At 71.7% G+C, this 18,511-nt stretch carries 13 protein-coding genes; all 13 read right to left on the bottom strand.

Annotation, left to right across the window (positions count from 1 at the left end; all coding sequences use genetic code 11):
• Nucleotides 1–26: 26 nt before the first annotated feature.
• Genes ACYSUO_RS23745 through ACYSUO_RS23685 form a run of 13 tightly spaced genes read right to left on the bottom strand, consistent with a single transcriptional unit; the run spans nt 27 to nt 18,383 of the window.
• Nucleotides 27–1,712: a glycoside hydrolase family 13 protein gene (locus tag ACYSUO_RS23745; RefSeq protein WP_461778252.1), complete on the bottom strand. Its 1,686-nt coding sequence runs from the start codon at nt 1,710–1,712 to the stop codon at nt 27–29.
• The gene (locus tag ACYSUO_RS23740) at nt 1,709–2,392 is read right to left on the bottom strand and encodes an aspartate/glutamate racemase family protein (protein WP_461778251.1); all 684 of its coding nucleotides are present in this window, start codon (nt 2,390–2,392) and stop codon (nt 1,709–1,711) included. The genes ACYSUO_RS23745 and ACYSUO_RS23740 overlap by 4 nt, the downstream gene beginning before the upstream one ends.
• A complete protein-coding gene (locus ACYSUO_RS23735) occupies nt 2,389–3,351 on the bottom strand; it encodes a hypothetical protein (protein ID WP_461778250.1) in 963 nt (320 codons plus the stop codon). Before ACYSUO_RS23735 ends, ACYSUO_RS23740 begins: the two co-directional genes overlap by 4 nt.
• Nucleotides 3,348–5,126 carry an FGGY-family carbohydrate kinase gene (locus tag ACYSUO_RS23730; protein ID WP_461778249.1) on the bottom strand — a complete coding sequence of 593 codons (1,779 nt, stop codon included), beginning with the start codon at nt 5,124–5,126 and terminating at the stop codon, nt 3,348–3,350. The genes ACYSUO_RS23735 and ACYSUO_RS23730 overlap by 4 nt, the downstream gene beginning before the upstream one ends.
• A complete protein-coding gene (locus ACYSUO_RS23725) occupies nt 5,123–6,511 on the bottom strand; it encodes a GH1 family beta-glucosidase (protein ID WP_461778248.1) in 1,389 nt (462 codons plus the stop codon). The genes ACYSUO_RS23730 and ACYSUO_RS23725 overlap by 4 nt, the downstream gene beginning before the upstream one ends.
• Nucleotides 6,508–8,499, bottom strand: coding sequence for a hypothetical protein (locus ACYSUO_RS23720; protein ID WP_461778247.1), 1,992 nt, complete (start codon nt 8,497–8,499; stop codon nt 6,508–6,510). Before ACYSUO_RS23720 ends, ACYSUO_RS23725 begins: the two co-directional genes overlap by 4 nt.
• Nucleotides 8,492–10,951 (bottom strand): glycoside hydrolase family 2 protein, encoded by a 2,460-nt coding sequence (locus ACYSUO_RS23715; RefSeq protein ID WP_461778246.1) that lies wholly within the window; start codon nt 10,949–10,951, stop codon nt 8,492–8,494. Before ACYSUO_RS23715 ends, ACYSUO_RS23720 begins: the two co-directional genes overlap by 8 nt.
• Before the next feature lie 5 nt (nt 10,952–10,956).
• Nucleotides 10,957–13,431, bottom strand: a complete 2,475-nt coding sequence (locus ACYSUO_RS23710; protein WP_461778245.1) for an alpha-mannosidase — start codon at nt 13,429–13,431, stop codon at nt 10,957–10,959.
• A complete protein-coding gene (locus ACYSUO_RS23705) occupies nt 13,428–14,081 on the bottom strand; it encodes a D-sedoheptulose-7-phosphate isomerase (protein WP_461778244.1) in 654 nt (217 codons plus the stop codon). The genes ACYSUO_RS23710 and ACYSUO_RS23705 overlap by 4 nt, the downstream gene beginning before the upstream one ends.
• A 58-nt stretch (nt 14,082–14,139) precedes the next feature.
• Nucleotides 14,140–15,150, bottom strand: coding sequence for an ROK family protein (locus ACYSUO_RS23700; RefSeq protein WP_461778243.1), 1,011 nt, complete (start codon nt 15,148–15,150; stop codon nt 14,140–14,142).
• Nucleotides 15,151–15,158: 8 nt separating this feature from the next.
• Entirely contained in the window at nt 15,159–16,019 is an 861-nt protein-coding gene (locus ACYSUO_RS23695; RefSeq protein ID WP_461778242.1) for a carbohydrate ABC transporter permease, read from the bottom strand.
• A complete protein-coding gene (locus tag ACYSUO_RS23690) occupies nt 16,016–17,014 on the bottom strand; it encodes a carbohydrate ABC transporter permease (RefSeq protein ID WP_461778241.1) in 999 nt (332 codons plus the stop codon). Before ACYSUO_RS23690 ends, ACYSUO_RS23695 begins: the two co-directional genes overlap by 4 nt.
• A gap of 1 nt (nt 17,015) precedes the next feature.
• Nucleotides 17,016–18,383 carry an extracellular solute-binding protein gene (locus ACYSUO_RS23685; RefSeq protein ID WP_461778240.1) on the bottom strand — a complete coding sequence of 456 codons (1,368 nt, stop codon included), beginning with the start codon at nt 18,381–18,383 and terminating at the stop codon, nt 17,016–17,018.
• Nucleotides 18,384–18,511 lie beyond the last annotated feature (128 nt).

Below are 18,511 nucleotides of genomic sequence, written 5' to 3'. Positions count from 1 at the left end.
GCACGGGGGCCGTGGGCTGGGACCGCTCAGCCCACGGATCCGCCCTCCTGGGTCGGCTCGGTGGTGTCGACGCGGTACCAGACCGTGGCGTCCGGAGGCAGGAGCCGGGCCGTCGCCGGGAGAGGCAGGCTGGTCAGGGACGGGGGTCCGGAGGGGACGTCGGGCAGGAGTGCCGGTTCGGGGGACGGGTTGGAGACGCAGCGCAGGGAGCCGACCGTGAAGTCGAGTACGGGGTCGGGTTCCGTGGAGTGCCAGGTGACGTGCTTGTCCGGGGTCAGGAGGGTGCGGCGCAGTGCGATGGCCTCGCGGTAGAGGGTCAAGGTGCTGGTGGGGTCGGCCTGTTGGGCTTCTACTGAGAGGTCGGCGAAGCTCGCGGGCTGGGGCAGCCAGGGGGCGGCCGGGCCGAAGCCGTGCGAGGGGCCGGTGCGTTCCCACGGGATCGGGACGCGGCAGCCGTCGCGGCCCTTGCGGGCGCCGGCGGAGCGGAGGCGTACCGGGTCGCGGAGGGCCTCGTCCGGGAGGTCGGCGACTTCGGGGAGGCCCAGTTCCTCACCTTGGTAGAGGTAGGCGGCGCCGGGGAGGGCGAGGAGGAGAAGTGCGGCGGCGCGGGCGCGGCGGGCGGCGAGGGCCGGGGGTACGTACGGGTCGGTACCTCCGGACCGCAGCCAGGCTTCGACGTCGGTGCCGGGTGGCAGGGCGAGGCGGGAGGTGTGGCGTACGACGTCGTGGTTGGAGAGGACCCACGTGGGCGTTGCGCCGACCTCGTCGGCGAGGGCGAGGGAGCGGTCGATGGTGGCGCGCAGCACCGCGCCGTCCCAGTCCGCGCCAAGGAAGTCGAAGTTGAAGGCCTGGTGGAGTTCGTCGGGGCGGACGTACTGGCCGCGTCGGTCGAGGGCCGCCCAGGATTCGGCGACGGTGACGCGGGGCGGCTCGTAGGAGTCGGTGACGGTGCGGAAACCGCGCAGCAGGTCGTGCACCTCGTCGCGGTCCCAGAACGGGTGCTTGCCGTGCCAGCCGTCGCCGACGATGCGGTGGTGCACCTGGTCGGGACCGAGGTCGCGGAGCGGTTCGGCGAGGTCCTTGGCCATGCCGTGGGCGACGTCGAAGCGGAAGCCGTCGACGCCGCGGTCGAGCCAGAAGCGGAGGATGTCGTGGAACTCGGCGACGACGTCGGGGTGGGTCCAGTCGAGGTCGGGCTGGGTGGCGTCGAAGAGGTGGAGGTACCACTGGCCGTCGGGGACGCGGGTCCAGGCTGGGCCGCCGAAGACGGACTGCCAGTCGGTGGGCGGCTCCGTGCCGCCGTCGCCCCGGCCGTCACGGAAGACATAGCGGGCGCGGGCGGGACTGCCGGGCGGCGCGGCGAGGGCCTCCTGGAACCAGGCGTGCTGGTCGGAGGTGTGGTTCGGGACGATGTCGATGATGACGCGCAGGCCCAAAGCGTGCGCGCGGGCGAGGAGTTCGTCGGCGTCGGCGAGCGTGCCGAAGCGGGGGTCGATGTCCCGGTAGTCGGCGACGTCGTAGCCGCCGTCGCGCATCGGTGACGGGTAGAAGGGGGTGAGCCACACGGCGTCCGCGCCGAGGTCGGCGACGTGGGGCAGGCGGGCGGTGATGCCGGGGAGGTCGCCGATGCCGTCGCCGTCGCTGTCGGCGAAGCTGCGGACGTAGATCTGGTAGATGACGGCGGAGCGCCACCAGGCGTCGTCCGGGTTCACGGGGTGTCTTCCTTCCGGCCCGGCAGGGCGGCGAGTTGGGCGGTGCCGGAGCGCGGCGACGTGAGGACGGGTACGCCGAGCGCGCCCTGCGGCAGTGCGGTGAGCGCGTTCGCCATCGAGGCCTGGGCGAGGACGAGGACGTCGTGGTCGGCGGCGAGCCGTCGGGCCTCGGCGGCGATGAGCGCGTCATGCCGGTCCGGGTGACCGCCGGTCCGCGCCTCGTACGCGCCGGGGCAGGCGGTGGTGGTGAGGGTGATGTCACGGTCCTGCGCGACGGCCGCGCGGCGCACGAGGTCGACGGTGGGTGTGAGGGTCGAGTCGAGCGTGGCGAGGACGGCGATGCGGCTGCCGGTGCGGACGGCCTCTGCGGCCATGGGCTCGTCGACACGCAGCACCGGGATCCCGGTGAGCGGCCGGGCCTGTTCGGCGAACGGGCCGACGGACGAGCAGGTGACGAGGACGGCGTCGGCGCCGGCCGCCTCGGCCTGCTGGACGTAGGCGGCGAGGCGGGCGGCGGTGCGGGGCAGCGGGCCGTGGGCGACGGTGTCGGCGAGGAGACTTTCATCGACGACGTGGTACGGGCTGGTGCGCGGGGCGAGTTCGCGCAGTAGCGGGTCGAAGGTGGCGGGCAGTGCGGCGACGGTGTGCAGGACGCAGACGCGGGGGGCGGCGGTGCTCATGCCGAGACCTCCGCGCGGGCCGCGGCGGTCTCCCACCACGGGCGGCCGTGGGTGTCGACGATGTCGGCGAGGAGGCGGAGGCGGTCCGTGCTGGGGCCGCGGAGGGCCGCGTCGCGGTCGCCGGTGAGGGCGTCGGTCCACAGGGCGCGGCCCGCGAGGAAGCCGGAGGCGCCGGCGCGGCAGGCGGCCTCGACGGCGGTCGGGAAGTCGGCGGCGGCGACGCCCTGCGAGAGGACGACCCAGGGGACGTCGACGACGGCGTCGATGCGGGTGGCCTGTTCGGTGAGGTGGGCGAGGGAGCCGACGCCGCCGTCGGGGACCTGGCATTTGTACAACGAGGGGCGGAGATGAGCGAGTTCGCGGGCGGCGTCGACGATGGCGTCGTTCAGTACAAAGGTGTCCTGTTCGCCCTCGGTGGGGCGGGCCACGGGTTCGAGGACGGCGGCGAGTCCGGCCTCGCGGCACAGTTCGACGAAACGGGCGGCGAGTTCGACGCGGGCGTCGCGCTGGTCGTCGCGGCGCCAGATGACGAGGAGCTTCAGGCCACGGGTGCCGTCGGCGACGACCGCGGCGGTGTCCACGGCCTCGTCGAGGGAGGTGCCCTCGACGGCCTGCCCGGGCTCCTGGTCGAGGACGTCCACGGCGAGGATCGGTGCGCAGGTGCTGGGCAGCACGTTGTCGTCGATCAGCTGCCGATAACCGTAGTCGCGGTCGATGAGCAACGCGGAGGCGTGCGGGCCGAGTTCGCGGGCGACGGCCATCTTGAAGTCGGTGAGGTGGTCGTGCGGAATCTCCTCGCCGGGGACGCCGGTGCGCTCGGCCATCATGGTGCGCAGCGAGTCGCGCTGGTCGGCGGCGACCATGGCGAACGTGCCGGTTTCTCGGGCCAGGTGGGCGGGGGCGAGGGAGCCTCCGGCGAGCAGGGGGGTGGTACGGGTACCGGTGCGGGTGCAGGTCATGGGGTGGGTTCCTCGGGGTCGTTGGCTGTAACGGGGTCGGAGTCGTCGTGAGGTGCGGCCTGCACCGGGGGCCGCCTTGCCCACCCTGCCGCCCCAGGCGGCAGATTGCCCAAGGCGCTGGACGCTGACCGCTCGGGGTGGGGAGCCGTGGTTGGCCGCAGGCTGCCCAAGGCGGGGTGGCGGCCGTCTACCTCCGGGTGGGGAGCCGTGCCAGGCGGGTGGGCCAAATCAAGCCCCTGCGGCGATTGAGCAGCGGGGTCCGGGGCGGAGCCCCGTGGCGTGGGGGCGGTCGGCCCTGAAGGGGCGGGTGGCGTGGCGGCAGCCAAGGGTAGGAAACGGTCCTGGTGATGGGCCCGGTGGGCCTGCGCCGTTGTCGCGTCGGGGACCACGGGGTGCGAGGGGGCGACCGGCGACACCCCGTCCACCCCCACCGCGCGGCCAGCGAGAAGCGCCGCACCGAGCCCCGCCGCCTCCGGCTCCGCGCACACCCGCGTGGGCCACGGCCCGACCGCCGCCTTGAGCGCGGTCCAGGCGGACAACCGGGTCGAACCGCCGAGCAGCGTCACCGAGTCCGGGGCCGCGCCCCCACACAGCCGCGCCTGCGTGTCGGTCATCCAGCGCGCCTGGTGCGCCGTGCCCTCCAGGATGGCGCGGGCGATGTGGGCGGGCCCGTGCTCGAGGCGAAGATCGTGCACCGCGAACCGGGCCTGCGGATCGGGCCGCGGAGCGCTGCGCCCGTGTGCGTACGGGGTGACCGTCGGACCGCACGGCGCCGCCGGCAACGTGGCGACGAGCCGTGCGAACTCCTCGTAGCGCCCGGCGCCCTGAACGCCGTCGAGGAACCGGTCGCAGAACCACTCCACCAACAGCCCGGAGCTCGCCGCCCCCGCGAGCACGATGAAGTGCTCGCCGTCGGCGTGCCGCCCCCACGACATGCCCTCGGCACCGGCCCGCGCGCGGTCGGGCGGTTCGCCGGTCACCGTGAGGACGGCCTCGGCCGTACCCATCGAGTCGGCGACCTGCCCGGGCCCACGCACCCCGGCGGCCCAGGCGCCGACGAGGTGATCGTGCCCAGCGACGACCACAGGCGTGCCCGCACGCAGTCCGACGTCGGCCGCGACCTGCGCCGTGACGTGCCCGACCGGTTCGCCGACCTCGCACACCCGCGGCATGTGGTGCACACCGAGGCCCGCCTCGTCCAGAAGCTCCGGGAGCCATTCCCGCGCGACCGGGTCCCACGCCATGGTCCGCTGCGCGAAGGTGGCATCCGTACCGACGGCCCCCGTCAGCGCGTGCGCGACGAGATCCGCGGCGCCCGCCCACGTCCGCATCCGCCCGGGCAGCCCCGCGTCGTCCGCCACCAACGCGCACCACTTGGCGAGCGGCACCTTCGGGCTGGACAACACACCGGTACAGGCGTGGAGTTGAGGGCGACCAAAAGCCTCGGCGAGGCGTGCCGCATGCGTGGCCGGTGCCGGATCGGACCAGGCGCGTACGGGGCCGATGGCGCGGCCGTCCGCGTCCAGCGGCACCCCGGCCTCCGCCATCCCGGTCACACCGACGGCCTCCGGCGCCCGCCCGACCTCGCGGACGCACTGCGCGAGCGCGCCGAGCGCTGCCGCGACGAGACCGTCGGCGGGGTGGGTGTGCGGCAAACTCCCATAAGGCGTTGGCGACTTGACGCGGCCCACGACCCGCCCCTCGCCGTCGCACAGCACCGCCTTCACATGGGTCGTGCCGATGTCGATCCCGCCCAGGAGCACGCCCCCGCTCATCGTGCGGCCCCGCCCTCGGACGCGGACAGCACACCGGAACGGGCCACCTCCGCGTACCAGCGGCCACTGTCCTTGACGGTGCGACGCTGCGTCTCCCGGTCGACGTGGACGAGGCCGAAGCGGGGCCAATACCCCATCGCCCACTCGAAGTTGTCGAGCAGCGACCAGTGGTAGTAGCCCTCGACGGGGGCGCCCGCGTCGATCGCCCGGTGCACGGCTGCGAGGTGGGAGCGGAGGAAGGCGATACGGCGGCTGTCGCGCACGCGGCCGTCGTCATCCGGCCCGTCGCCGTAGATGGCGCCGTTCTCGGTGATCAGGAGCGGCACGCCCGGGTGGTCGCGGTGCAGGCGCACCAGCAGGGCTTCCAGGTCGTCGGGGACGATCTCCCAGCCGAGGTCGGTGCGTTCGACGTCGGGGCGGCCCTCCTCGACCTTCCAGGGCCACGGACCGTCACCGGCGTGGGCGCTGACGATGCGGCGCGTGTAGTAGTTGACGCCGATGAAGTCGCTGCCCGCCGCGACGGTGTCGAGGTCGCCCTCGCGGATGAAGTCGAGCTCCCCCACCGCCTGTTCCCAGTGGGCGCGCATGTCGGCGGGGTAGCCGCGGCCGTGCACGGGGTCGAGGAACCAGCGGTTGACGTAGCCGTCGGACGCCTCGGACGCGGCCCGGTCAGCAGGGTTCGCCGGGTCGTCGGGGGTGTGCGGGAAGAGGGAGTACGCGATACCGGCGCGGGCGTCGTCGCGCCCGGTGGCCCGCAGCTCGCGGACGGCGAGTCCATGGGCGAGCAGCAGGTGGTGCATGACGGTGACGGATGCCTTGAGGTCCTTCTCGCCCGGTGCGTGCAGGCCGAGTTGGTGGCCGAGCAGGCCGACGATCCAGGGCTCGTTGATGGTGACCCAGTCGCGGACGCGGTCGCCGAACGCGTCGAAGCAGACGGCCGCGTAGTCGGCGAAGCGCTCCGCCGTCTCCCGGTTCCGCCAGCCGCCGCGCTCCTGCAAGGCCTGCGGCAGATCCCAGTGGTAGAGGGTGACGAGCGGTTCGATGCCGCGCTCCAACAGCCCGTCGATGAACCGGTCGTAATGGTCGAGGCCCCGCTGCTCGACCCGGCCCGCGCCCTCGGGCAGGATGCGCGGCCAGGCGAGCGAGAACCGGTGGGCGTTGGTGCCGAGTTCGGCCATCAGCGCGGTGTCGTTGGCGCGGCGGCGGTACTGGTCGACGGAGACATCACCGGTGTCGCCGCCGTCGATCGCGCCCGGTACACGGCAGAACCGGTCCCAGATCGACTCGCCGCGCCCGTCGGCGTCGACAGCGCCCTCGACCTGGTACGAGGAGGTGGAGGTGCCCCACCGAAAACCCGCGGGGAAGTGCAAGCCGGGCGTCGTCACAAAGCCTCCTGAAACTCGGGGAGTTCACGGGCGCGCTCGCAGGCGTACAGCAGCACGCCGGCCGACCAGGCGTGGGAGAGCGTGAGGAGCATGCCCTTCGCCTGAAAGCACTCGGTCTGGTAGAAGCGCTCGCTGACCATGCCGCGGTAGGCGTTGAAGTCACCGTCGGCGCGGGCCACGAACTGGCGGAAGCAGTCGAGGTTCTCGCGCGTCGAGCGCAGGTAGTAGGCGTCGTCGAGGTGCCGGGCGAGGCGCACGAACTCGGGCAGGCAGATCAGGCCGAAGGCGTGCAGGTGCTGGTTGGACGGGGAGGCCTGGTCGGCGCCGCGGGTGCGGAAGCCGTAGCGGGCGAGGAAGGTGTGCTCGTCGAAGTGGACGTCGTACGTATAACGGAAGGTGAGGGTCCAGTCGGCGGCGCGGCGGGCCAGGTCGAGCCACCGCCCGGCGTCGCCCTCGGTGGATCCCGCCTCATGGAGCAGCGTGTACGCGATGACCGCGTTGTAGCCGTCCTCGGAGGTCGGGGCGAGGGAGACGTCCTCGGGGGCGCCGCACAGGAACTCGGAGCGCACGTCGTCGGCGAACGCGGCCCCCGCACGCCGGGCCGCCTCCAGGTACGCGGGTTCCGCGAACACCTCGGCGGCCTCGACGAGCGCGCCGACGAACGCGAGGCCCGCCGCGCCCTCGTGGTCCAGCGCCTTACCGGTGTGCACGTCGTGCGCGGCGGCGAGACGCCCGGTGGCGGGGTCCTGCCCGGCGAGCGCGGCAGCCAGATTGCCCCGCACGGCCGCTTCCCAGGAGGGGTGTTCGTGGCCCCGCGCCCGCTCGGCGACCAGGGCCCGCAGCGTGAACAGTGTCGCGTCGCCGAGGGTGCGCGCGTGCAGCCGCTCGGCGTCGCCCGTCCATCCGGCCGACCATCCGCGCGTACGCGACCACTGGCCCCAGAAGGTGCCGCCGGGCGTGAGGTTGGCACAGATGTGGTCGATGACGGCGCAGGCCGCGTCCGCCTGTTCGCCGTTTCCCGTACGACGGGCGTGCAGCAGCAGGGCGTGGGCGTACGGCACGCCGCTGATCCAGGAGACGTGCATCGCCTGCCGGTCACCGCTCTCACCCAGCGCCTCGCGGTCGAAGGCGGCGGTCTCCAGGAGGACGGGCGGGTCGCTGCGGTAGTGCCAGCGGTACAGCCCTTCGGCGGACAGCGCGGCGGCCTCGTCGATACCCATCCACGCGGCGGGTTCCCCCTCCGGCACCGCTTGATGCAGGGCGCGCAGCACGCCCGCGTAGGCGTGCGGGTCGGTGTCGAGGAGGTGCACGGTGAAGCGCAGAGTGTGTTCCTCGCCGGGCCGCCAGGTGTGCAGGGGTGTGTCGGCGGGCCTGGGGTCACCGGACCCGTAGTAGGTGACGGGCTCCTCGCGGTACGGGGCGTGCAGCCGCAGCGCCGGCCGGTCGCCGTCCAACAAGGCGAATCCGACGCCCTGTTCACCGAGCGGCCCGGTCTCCGCCAGGGTGAGCGCGGCGCCGCCACGCCGGTCGCGGGCGAAGACGGCGGGGGTGGCGCAACGGTCGGCGCGGAAGGACCAGGCGGACGCGGTGAGATCGTCCTGAGGGCCCTCGGTCGCATAGCGCGGGTAGGGGCGGGCGCAGTCGGGGCGGCGGTTCTCGCCGTAGAAGGCGCCGGGGATCAGCCAGCCGGGATCGTCGCTCGCGCCGAGCCGCAGCTCCACGCGGAGCCCGGCGTCGACGGGCTCCGTCCCGTCGTGGCGCACGTCGAGCTCGGCGTCGTACGAGTGCCCGTCGACGCGGCTCAGCCGGAGGGTGGCGGTGAAGCCGTGGGCGTTGCCACTAAAAAGCGAGGGTACGGCGGTGGGCATGACCGGCACCGGCAGACATTGCCCGGCCGCATCCAACACCCCTACTACGTAGGGCAGTTCAACGAGCCCCTCGGCCTCGGCGCGCAGCACCCGCGCCGGAGGAGCCTGCGGCTCAGTCAAGGACTCGGGCATCGACATTCCAGCCTTCCAGCAGTACGGCGCGGCCCTCTTCGGGAGCGTCGCGCCAGGTGACGGGCACCTCGACGGACTCTCCGGGCAGCAGATCGAGCATGTTGTCGCCGAACACGGCCCATCCGGGGGTGTCGATGGACCGGGCGTCGGTGAGGTGGAGGCCGAGGGCGGCGGGGCCCTCGACGTGGGTGAGGCGTACGTGGCGACGGTCCGGGGACCAGTCGTGCGAGACGTGGGCCGGGGGCAGGTCGAGGTAGGCGGAGAGGTCGGCGCCGACACTGTGCACGTATCGGTTGACTGCCTTCAACTCGCCTTCTTTCGCAAGCAGTTGTAGATCCAGCGCGAAGAGCGGTCCCGGTAGTTCATCCGCCGACAGGACCACCTCCGCGCCCCGGCTCTCCGTCACCACCCTCCCGTCGAGTGCCACGATCCGCGCGACCGTCACTCCGTTCCGCCACCCGTGCACCCGCGCCTCGAACCGCTCACGCCCGGCCCACGCCTGCGTGGCGAACGACGCGCACACATGGTCGGGCCGGTACGCGCGGCGCACACCGTGGTAGGCGGGCTTGGGGTCGCCGCGATGGTCGACGGCGGCCGTGCACCAGGCGTTCGGGAACGGCTCGTTGAACTGCCAGGGGATGGCTCCGGACGAGCGTGGCGCACGCCGCAGGTTGGCCTCCACCGCGTAACGCAGCCCGTCGTACTGGAGTTGCTGACTGGCACGGCGCATCAGGTCCACGCTGTCGAGCCGGCCGCCGAACGTCTGCTGCACGAGCGGCGCGTTGTTCCACCAGGCGCCGAGGTGCTCCATGACGGGGTTGGTCCGGTCGGTGGGCCACTGGGCATCCGGCGGCACCACGGCATTCCAGGTGCGCCGGTTGGCCATGCCCTCCACGCCGAACTCGGAGTGCAGCAGGCTGGTCCCGGCGTCGTACAACTCCTGATGCGAGCCCAGGCCCTGGTGTTCCCACGGCCCGTGCACATCGTGCTGTCCGCCGGGCGCGCGCTCGATGTTCTCCCTCGTGTTCAGGAAGTCGCGGCCCGAGGGTGAGCCGGGCAACCAGGAGCGCTCCGGGTCGAGTTCCGACACGACGTGGGCCAGCCGCGCGACGACCGGTGAGGTCTTCTCGTCGAGCGGCGTGGCGGTGGCCGTGTCGTGGAGTTCGTTGCCGGGGCCCCACAGGGCGAGCGCAGGATGGTGGCGCAGGGCGGGGACGATCGCTCGCGCCTCGTGTTCCATCAGATCGAGGTAGGCGTCGTCGGTGGCCGGTACGGAGTCGATGCCGGAGCTGGAAAGGCTGAACTCCTGCCACACCAACAGGCCGAGCCGGTCGCAGAGTTGATAGAACTCCTCGGTCTCGATCAGCCCGCCGCCCCACACCCGCAACAACGTGACGTGCGCGTCGGCGGCGAGGTGCAGCAGATGCGCGAGCCGGTCCGGTTGCGGAACCCCGTAGAGCGCGTCCTGCGGTACCCAGTTCCAGCCCTTGGCGTGGATCCGGCGCCCGTTGACCTCCAGGGTGTACGGGAGGGCATCCTCAGGTGCGCCGGGGTTCGGTACGAGCCGCACGGTGCGGAATCCGACCGTACGCACCACGGGCTCACCGCCCGACACCCGTACGGTCACCGTGTAGAGCGGCTGCGCGCCGTGATCGTTCGGCCACCACAACTCCGATTCCGGTACGTCGAGTTCGGCCAGGACCGGGCCGCTCTCCGCCTCGAAGGGAGCCGTCAGCTTCGCGACGAGTGCCCCGTCCGGCGCATGCACAGCGGCGTGCAGCACCCCGGCCTCGCCCGCCTCCACGGCCGCCTCGACCCGCACGCTCCCCCGGCCTTCGGCCTCGACGTACGCGCCGACCACCGCGTCCCGCAGCCGCACGGGGCCTGCGATCTCCAGGCGTACCGGCTTCCAGACGCCCTGGTGGACGAGGCGCGGGCAGAAGTCCCAGCCGTAGTTCATGCGTGTCTTGTGGGTGCGCACCCGGTCCGTCCGGCCCACCTGGGGTTCGCCGGGCGGGGCGGGGTGGACGACGACGGCGAGGAGGTGCGGGGCGCCGTCCGCGTACGCGCTCACGTCGACCTCGAAGGGCACGAACATGCCCTCGTGGTGAGCGACTTCGTGCCCGTCGACGAGGACGGTCGCCTCGTGGTCGACGCCGTCGAAACGCAGCAGGGCGCGTTCGCCGGCCGCCAGGACAGGCAGGCCCAAGGAGCGCCGGTAGAGCCAGGCCCGCTGCGGCACCCATTCGGTGAGCAGGCTGTTCGTGCCCACGTACGGGTCGGGAATCTGCCCGGCCGCACGCAGGTCGTCGAGGACCGAGCCGGGGACCCGGGCGGGGAACCAGCCGGGTTCCCCGTCCGGGCGGCCGGGGCCGCACAGCCAGCGCCAGGTGTCCCCCAGGCAGCCGCGCAGCTCCCAGCCGCTGTCGAGCGTGTGCACGTGGGTCAGGCCTCCGGCGTGCTGTTCGCGGGCACGGGGAGTTCGAGCAGGTCCGTCTCGGTGACAGGGGCCGCCTGGTCGGCGGGCACGCGGAACGTCTTGATCTCGTGCGGCCCGAACTCGGCCTCGATCACCCGCTGTTCGCCCAGCATCGGCAGCGCGATCCGCGCCGACGCGGCCGTGCCCCGCGACTCGTAGGCCCGCACGATCGCGTCGCCGGAGGCGTCCTCGTCGCCCTTCACGACGGTGACCAGGACGCTGCCCGCGCCGTCGTCGGCGTGCGCCTGCGACTGGGCGAGCGGTCCCTCGTGGAAGGTCTCCAGGAGCGCGAACGACGGCTGGTTCAGCTCGGCGGCCCGGCGTGCCGGGTCGGCCGCGCGCCAGTCCGCGCCGTGCGGCAGCAGTACGTAGCGGAATTCCTGGCGGCCCTGGTCCAGGTACTCGTAGACGCCGTCCTCGTCGAGGATCTTCGGCTCGTGCCAGGCGTAGACGGGGCTGCGCAGCGCCGTCATGCCGATCTCGGCGCCGGTGACGTCGTGGCCGTGCTTGCTGTCGTTGACGACGGTGAGTCCCGCACGCTTGCCGCCGGGCAGGGTGCCGGTGACGTCGACCCACGCCTGGGTGGGCTCCTCGGTGCCGTCGGGGGTGCGCTCGATGAATCCGTACGGGATCTCGTGCGTGGCCGTGACGTCGGTGAGCGCCGTCGGGAAGCGCAGCTTGAGCGTCTTGAGCCGCTCGTGCCAGTCGACGACGGTGCGCACCTCGACGGAGCGGGCGCCCGCCGACAGCACCAGTTCCTCCGCCATGCGCGAGGTGCCGTACGCGGACTCGATGCGCAGCACCGCGCGCACCGGGCCCGACTCGACGAGGCGCACGCGGCGGCCGGTGAAGGAACCGATGGCCTGGTCGTAGGCGCGCACCCGGTGGCCCCAGGTGTCGCTCTTGTCGTCGATGACGACGGCGTGCGGGGCGGGCTTCGCGGGGATCAGTTCGGCGCCGGTCGACTTGTCGACGAAGGAGGTGAGCCAGCCGCTCGCCGGGTCGACCTCCAGGCGCAGGTGTTCGTTCTCCAGGGTCGTGTCGGTCGCCCTGACCGGGCCGTCCGCGTCCACGGCGCCCGGCAGCAGGTGGTACACCCGGTGTCCGAGCGGCGGCACCGTGGCCCGGAACGCCAGCCGGCCCCGGCTGCCCATCATGCTGGCCTCGGACCGGGTCAGCTGCACAGGGACCGGGTGGCCGTCCTGGTCGGTGAGGCGCACGGTGGCGGCCTGCGCGAACTCGACCTCGACGTCCTGCTCCAGCTCCCACGGATGCGGGTTGAAGACGACGACGGGCACGGTGCCGTCGGCGAGCGGGATGTCGATGCGGCGGGCGATCGCCTGGGTGGCCCGGTTGAAGACGTCGGCGGCGATCGAGCGGGCGCGGCCGTAGTCGTCGCGGGCGTCGTCGTAGGCGGAGCGGATCGACGTCCCCGCGAGGATGTCGTGGAACTGGTTGAACAGGACGAGCTTCCAGGCCTCCGTCAGCTTCTCGACGGGGTACGTCTCCCCCGCCACGGCCGCCGCGACCGACGCCCACTTCTCCGCGCGCTGGAGGTCGTTCTCGGCGCGGCGGTTCCACGCCTTGACGCCGGAGTGGGCGGAGTAGCAGCCGGGGCCGTGGTGTTGCAGTTCGCCCGCGTGCACGGGGACGTCCTCGCGGTCGCGGACGCGCTCGAAGAACCGCTCCGGGTGGGAGAGTTCGAGCTTGGGCAGGCCGCCGATGGCGTCGAGGCGGGCGATGGAGTCGAGGTTGGCCTTGGTGGGTCCGCCGCCGTGGTTCCCGACGCCGTAGAACACCATCAGCTCGGGCTCGTCCGGCGGCATCATCGCGAGGGATTTGTCGAGGTGGTTGCCGATGTCCTTGCCGGGCGTGCAGTACTCGTTGGGCAGCCGGTAGGCCATCACGCGGGAGCCGTCGGGCGCCTCCCAGTGGAAGAACTGGCCGGGCAGCACCTGCTCGTGCGGGCCCGGGCGAAGGAAGATGTAGCCGTCCATCCCGGACTTGCGGAGGATCTGCGGGATGGTCGCGTTGTGCCCGAACGGGTCGAGGTTGCAGCCGATCGTGGCGGCCTCGCCGAACTTCTCGATCAAGTACCGCTGCCCGTACAGGGCTTGGCGGACGAAGGACTCGCCGGACGGGATGTTGCAGTCGGGCTCGATCCACCAGCCGCCGACGATCTGCCAGCGGCCGTCGGCGACCCGCTTGCGGATCGCGGCGAACAGATCGGGGTCGTGCTGCTCGATCCACTCCAGGTACATGACGGAGTCGCAGGTGAACACGAAGTCGGGGTACTCCTCCATGCGGTCGATCGCGGACTGGAAGGTGGCCCGGATCTCCTGAAGACCCTCGGGCCAGCGCCACAGCCACACCGGGTCGATGTGGGCGTTGCCGACGAGGTGCAGGGTGCGCTCGCGGGAGTTGGGCTTCGCGGTGGTCATACGGCGGCCTCCGGGCGGTGGTCGTGCTGGTGGTGGTCGTTCGGGAGGTGGTCGGCGTCCGCGCCCGCGGCCCAGGCGTCGACGTGCTCGCTCAGCAGGTGCAGGAGTGTCAGATGCATCTCCTGGATACGGGCGGTGGTGTGCGCGGGGGCGACGAGGACGTCGTCGGCGTGCACGGCGGCGGGCATGCCGTCGTTGTCACCGCCCGCGAACAGGACGGTGCGCGCGCCGCGCTTCCGCGCCTCCTCCAGGCCCCGGATGACATTCGCGGAGCGCCCGGACGTGGTGAAGCCGACCACCATGTCGTCGCCGGTGACGAGGGCCTCGACCTGGCGGGCGAAGACCTCCTCGTACGCGTAGTCGTTGCCGATGCAGGAGACGACGGAGGGGTCCGTGACGAGCGAGACCGCGGGGAGCGCCTTGCGTTCACGCAGGTAGCGGCCGATGAACTCGCCCGCCAGGTGCTGTGCGTCGGCGGCGCTGCCTCCGTTGCCGAAGGTGTAGAGGCGGCCGCCGCGGCGGAACACCTCGATCAGCGCGTCGCCGACGGTGCGCAGGGTGGGCAGCAACTCCTCCAGGCGCTGTGCGGCGGCGACGTGTTCGGCGATCTGGGTCGTCGGACTGAGGCGGGCGGTGGGCGGGGCGGACATGGTGCTCCAGAGGCGAGACGTCGGGGCGTTCGGCGAAGTCGGCGAGGTAGGGAAGGGGTCAGACTCGGGCGAGTCCCGCGGCGGACCCGTCGTGTTCCGTGAGGCGTTCGAAGGCGATGGCCGCGGCGCCCAGCACCCCGGCCCTGTCGCCGCCGGTGGCGGTCACGATGCGGGCGGCTCCGGCGGCAGGACCCATGGCGAGGCGGGCCACCTTCTCCCGTACGGGGGCGAGGAGTTGTTCGCCGGAGCGGGTGACTCCGCCGCCGAGGACGACGAGCTCCGGCTCGTAGAGGTTGACGATGGAGGCGAGGCCCTGGGCGAGGAGTTCGCAGGTCTCCTGCCACAGTTCGGCGGCGAGTTCGTCGCCCTCCCGGGCGGCACGCGCCACGTCCGCGGCGGTGATCCCGTCGGTCGGCAGCCCCGCGAGCACGGTCTGCCGGTCGAACACGAGGGCCTCACGGGCCCGTTCGGCGATCGAGGTGCCGGACACGTACGCCTCAAGGCAGCCGGCCCGCCCGCAGCTCTTGCAGGTCCTGCCCTCGGAGCGGACGGTGATGTGTCCCGGCTCCCCGCCGTTGCCCGCCGCGCCCCGGTAGGTGCGGCCGTCGACGACGAAGCCGCCGCCGACGCCGGTGGACACGGTGAGGTACACGAGGTGGCGGGTGCCGCGTCCGGCGCCGAATCGCCACTCCCCCGCCGCGCCGGCCGTACCGTCGTTGTCGAGGACGGACGTCAACCCGTAGGCATCGTATGCGAGTTGGGTGATGGGGATGTCGAGCCAGCCCGGAAGGTGCGGCGGCGCCACGAGCACGCCCGACGTGGAGTCGAGCGGCCCGCCGCAGCCGATGCCGCAGCCGAGCAGGGCGCGCGGCGCGTCGTCCGGGTCGATGCCGGCGGCCCGCAGCGCATCGCGTCCGAGAGTGAAGAGGCGGTCGAGGGCGGCTGCGGGGCCCTGCTCGACGCGGGTGGGCACAGTCAGGAACGACAGCGCCTCGCCGTCCTCCCGCACCACGCCGGCCGCGAGCTTGGTGCCACCGATGTCGAGCGCGAGCACGCTTGAGTTGGTCATGTGACTGTTCAGCCCTTGCTTCCTGTGGTGGCGATGCCCTGCGTGAAGTGCCGCTGGCAGACGAAGAAGGCGATGATCATCGGTACGGTGACCACGACGCTGGCCGCGCAGACGATCTCCCAGCGCATCTCGCCGCCGTCGCCGAACTGGTCGAGGACGGCCTTGAGGCCGCGGGGCACCGTGTACAGCTGCGGGTCGCGCAGATAGATGAGGGGACGCACGAGGTCCGTCCAGGAGGCCTGGACCTCGAAGATGAAGGTGACGATGAGGGCGGGGCGGCACAGTGGCGCCGCGATCCGCCAGAACAGCGTCCAGTAGCCCGCGCCGTCGACGCGGGCCGCCTCGAAGAGTTCGCGCGGCAGGCCGAGGAAGAACTGGCGGAGCAGGAAGATGTAGAAGGCGCTGCCGAACAAGTTCGGCGCCCACAAGGGGACTTGGGAGCTGGCGAGGTGCAGCCAGTTCCACACCATGTACTGCGGCACCATCGTGACGGCGGCCGGCAGCATCATCGTGCCGATGACGAGCGCGAACAGGGCGTCGCGGCCGGGGAAGCGGAAGTACGCGAACCCGAAGGCGACGACGGCGCTGCTGACCGTGACGGTGACGGCGGCTGCCAGGGTCACCAGGACGCTGTTGCCGATCCAGGTGAACAGCGGCAGCGCCTTCCAGAGCTCCTGGTAGTTCGACCACTGCACCACGTGCGGGATCAGCGCGTTGTCGAAGACGTCGGTGGACGGCTTGAGCGAGGCACTGATCAGCCACACGAACGGATAGAGGAAGACGACGGAGGCGAGCAGCACACCGACGACGCGCAGCGCCCGCTTGGCGGTGCCTTCCTTCGTGTCGGGACGCATCGTGAGCTGGGTCATCGCTGGTCACCCTCGTAGTAGACGAACCGCTTGCTGACCTTGGCCTGGATGATGGTGATGACGAGGATCACCAGGAACAGCAGCCATGCAAGGGCGGAGGCGTAGCCCATGTGCATGTACTGGAAGGCCTGTTGGAAGAGGTAGACGACGTAGAACAGGGCCGCGTCGCTGCTGTACGACTGTGTGGTGGCGGTGCCGAAGAACGCGGTGTACGCCTCCGTGAACGTCTGCAGCGAGGCGATCGTGTTGACGATCAGCGTGAAGAACAGCGTTCCGGAGATCTGCGGCAGCGTGACGTGCCGGAAGGACGTCCAGCGGCTCGCGCCGTCCAACTCGGCTGCTTCGTAAAGGTCCTTGGGGACATTGCGCAGCGCCGCGAAGTAGATGACGACGGTGGAGCCGACCGACCACAGGCTGGTGAGCACGAGGCCCGGTTTCACCCAGAAGCTGTCGGTGGTCCAGGACGGTCCTTCGATGCCGAAGAAGCCGAGGACGTGGTTGATCAGGCCGACGTTGCCGTTGAACAGGAGCAGGAAGAGGATGCCGACGGCGACCGGCGGTGTCATCACGGGCAGATAGAACACGGTGCGGAAGAACCCGGCGGTGCGGCCGACCTTCAGCAGCAGCATGGCGAGCACGAGCGCGAACGCCATGGCGAGCGGCACCCGCAGCACGGCGAAGATCAGCGTGTTCATCAGCGACTTTGCGACCTGCGGGTCCTCGAAGAGCTGCTGGTAGTTGGCGAACCCGACGTTGTGGGTCGAGCCGATGGCGTCGTAGTCGGTGAAGGACAGGACGAGGCTGGCGAGCATCGGTCCCGCGGTGAAGACGACGAAGCCGATGATCCACGGCGAGATGAACCCGTACGCGGCCCAGATCTCGCGGCGCCGAGCACTACCTGCGGCCTTCGGCTTTCCGGTGGCCGGGTCCTGGGTGCGCGCCGCCCTGCCGGACTTCGGGGATTTCGGGGGCTTCGGGGTGAGGACGGACTGCACGCTACTCACGTCCTTCGTTGGCGAGGTCGAGCGCGCTCTGTGCCTTGCGCTGCGCCTGGTCGAGGGCCTGCTGAGGGGTCTGCTCTCCGGAGAGGACCCGGTTCACCGCGGACTGCCAGGCGTCCTTGAACTCGCTGCCCGCCGCGTTGGACGGGACCGCGAAGCCCTTGCGGGAGAGGTCGAAGACGATCCGGGTCGCCTTGTCGAAGGCCTTGTTGCCGGTGGGCTTCCAGACGTCGCGCTCGATGATGCGGTCCGCGGCGAGGTTGCCGGTGACGTCGCCGGTATAGGGCGAGCCGCTCGCGCGCGTCTCCTTCGCCTTGGCCCGCGCGGCGTGCACCCACGTCTTCGTCGACGTCATCGTCTTGATGAACTCGCAGGCGGCGTCCGGGTGTTTGGCGTTCTTGGGGATCGCCCAGCCGAGTCCTGACGACCAGTTGAGCGGCTTGCCCTTGCGGTCGCGGAACACGTCGGGCGCGAGGTCGATCTTGGGCGAGGAACCGGCGAGGACGTTGACGTACCAGTCCTCCATCGGGAAGGAGCCGAGCTGTTCGCGCACGAACTCGTTCTTCGCGCCGAACATGTCGAAGGAGTCGCGCAGCGCCTTCAGCTTCCCCCAGCCGCCCTGCGCGTCGACCAGCTTCACCGCGTACGTGAGGGCCTGCACGGCCTTCGGGTCGTTCAGCTCGGCGGTGCGTCCGTCGGCGCTGATCAGGTCGGCGCCGTTGGCCTTGGCCCACATCGGGAAGAACTCGGGGATCTTCGGGTCGAAGCCGATCCGGGTGAGCTTGCCGCCGCTGCGCTTCTGCAGCGTGCGCGTCGTCGCCTCCAGCTTCTTCCAGTTGCCCGTGGAGAACTGGGCGGCGCTGGTGCCGTTGTCCTTGAGCACCTTGTCGTTGGTGAGCAGCAGCCGGCTGTCGTACGAGTCCGGGAGCGCGTACACCGTGCCGTCGAGGGAGCCCTCGTCGATGGCCGTCCGCACGTAGCCGCCGGTGTCGATGTGTTCACGCTTGAGGCAGTCGGTCAGCGGCATGAGCGCTCCGCGGGCCGCGTAGCCGCCGACGAGGGTGCGGTCCATGACGACCGCGTCGGGGGCGTCGCCCGCGGCGACGGCGGAGAGGAACTGCTGCGAGTCGAAGGCGCCTTCGTTGACCTGGATGTGCAGGCCGTCGGGTGCGAGCGCCTTGCGCGCCGCGTCCATGCGGTCGCTCGCGAGGGCGTCGGACTGCATGAACCCCATGGTGGTGAAGGTGGAGTTGCCGCTGTCGGCCACGCTCACGCCGCCGCAGCCGGACAGCGCCGGCAGCAGGGCGAACGCCGCGGCGAGTCCCGCCGCCTTACGGCGTATGCGCTGGGGTGGTGCCGCCATCATCTCTCCTTTGAGTGGCTGGCTACACGAGGGGAAGGGGATCCGGCTCTGGTCCACCGGCGTCCTGCTGACTGGCGACGTCCCCGGTGTGGCATCGATCCCATGTGAGAACGTAGCCACATGCGGTC

The organism is Streptomyces sp. UC4497 (genome assembly GCF_054871485.1).
This window is presented reverse-complemented; position numbering and strand designations above follow the sequence as displayed.

What these genes read in the sequence shown, in the direction of transcription:
- ACYSUO_RS23740 (WP_461778251.1), bottom strand. Translation starts at nt 2,392, where the DNA reads ATGAGCACCGCCGCCCCCCGCGTCTGCGTCCTGCACACCGTCGCCGCA.
- ACYSUO_RS23735 (WP_461778250.1), bottom strand. Translation starts at nt 3,351, where the DNA reads ATGACCTGCACCCGCACCGGTACCCGTACCACCCCCCTGCTCGCCGGA.
- ACYSUO_RS23730 (WP_461778249.1), bottom strand. Translation starts at nt 5,126, where the DNA reads ATGAGCGGGGGCGTGCTCCTGGGCGGGATCGACATCGGCACGACCCAT.
- ACYSUO_RS23710 (WP_461778245.1), bottom strand. Translation starts at nt 13,431, where the DNA reads ATGACCACCGCGAAGCCCAACTCCCGCGAGCGCACCCTGCACCTCGTC.
- ACYSUO_RS23705 (WP_461778244.1), bottom strand. Translation starts at nt 14,081, where the DNA reads ATGTCCGCCCCGCCCACCGCCCGCCTCAGTCCGACGACCCAGATCGCC.
- ACYSUO_RS23700 (WP_461778243.1), bottom strand. Translation starts at nt 15,150, where the DNA reads ATGACCAACTCAAGCGTGCTCGCGCTCGACATCGGTGGCACCAAGCTC.
- ACYSUO_RS23695 (WP_461778242.1), bottom strand. Translation starts at nt 16,019, where the DNA reads ATGACCCAGCTCACGATGCGTCCCGACACGAAGGAAGGCACCGCCAAG.
- ACYSUO_RS23685 (WP_461778240.1), bottom strand. Translation starts at nt 18,383, where the DNA reads ATGGCGGCACCACCCCAGCGCATACGCCGTAAGGCGGCGGGACTCGCC.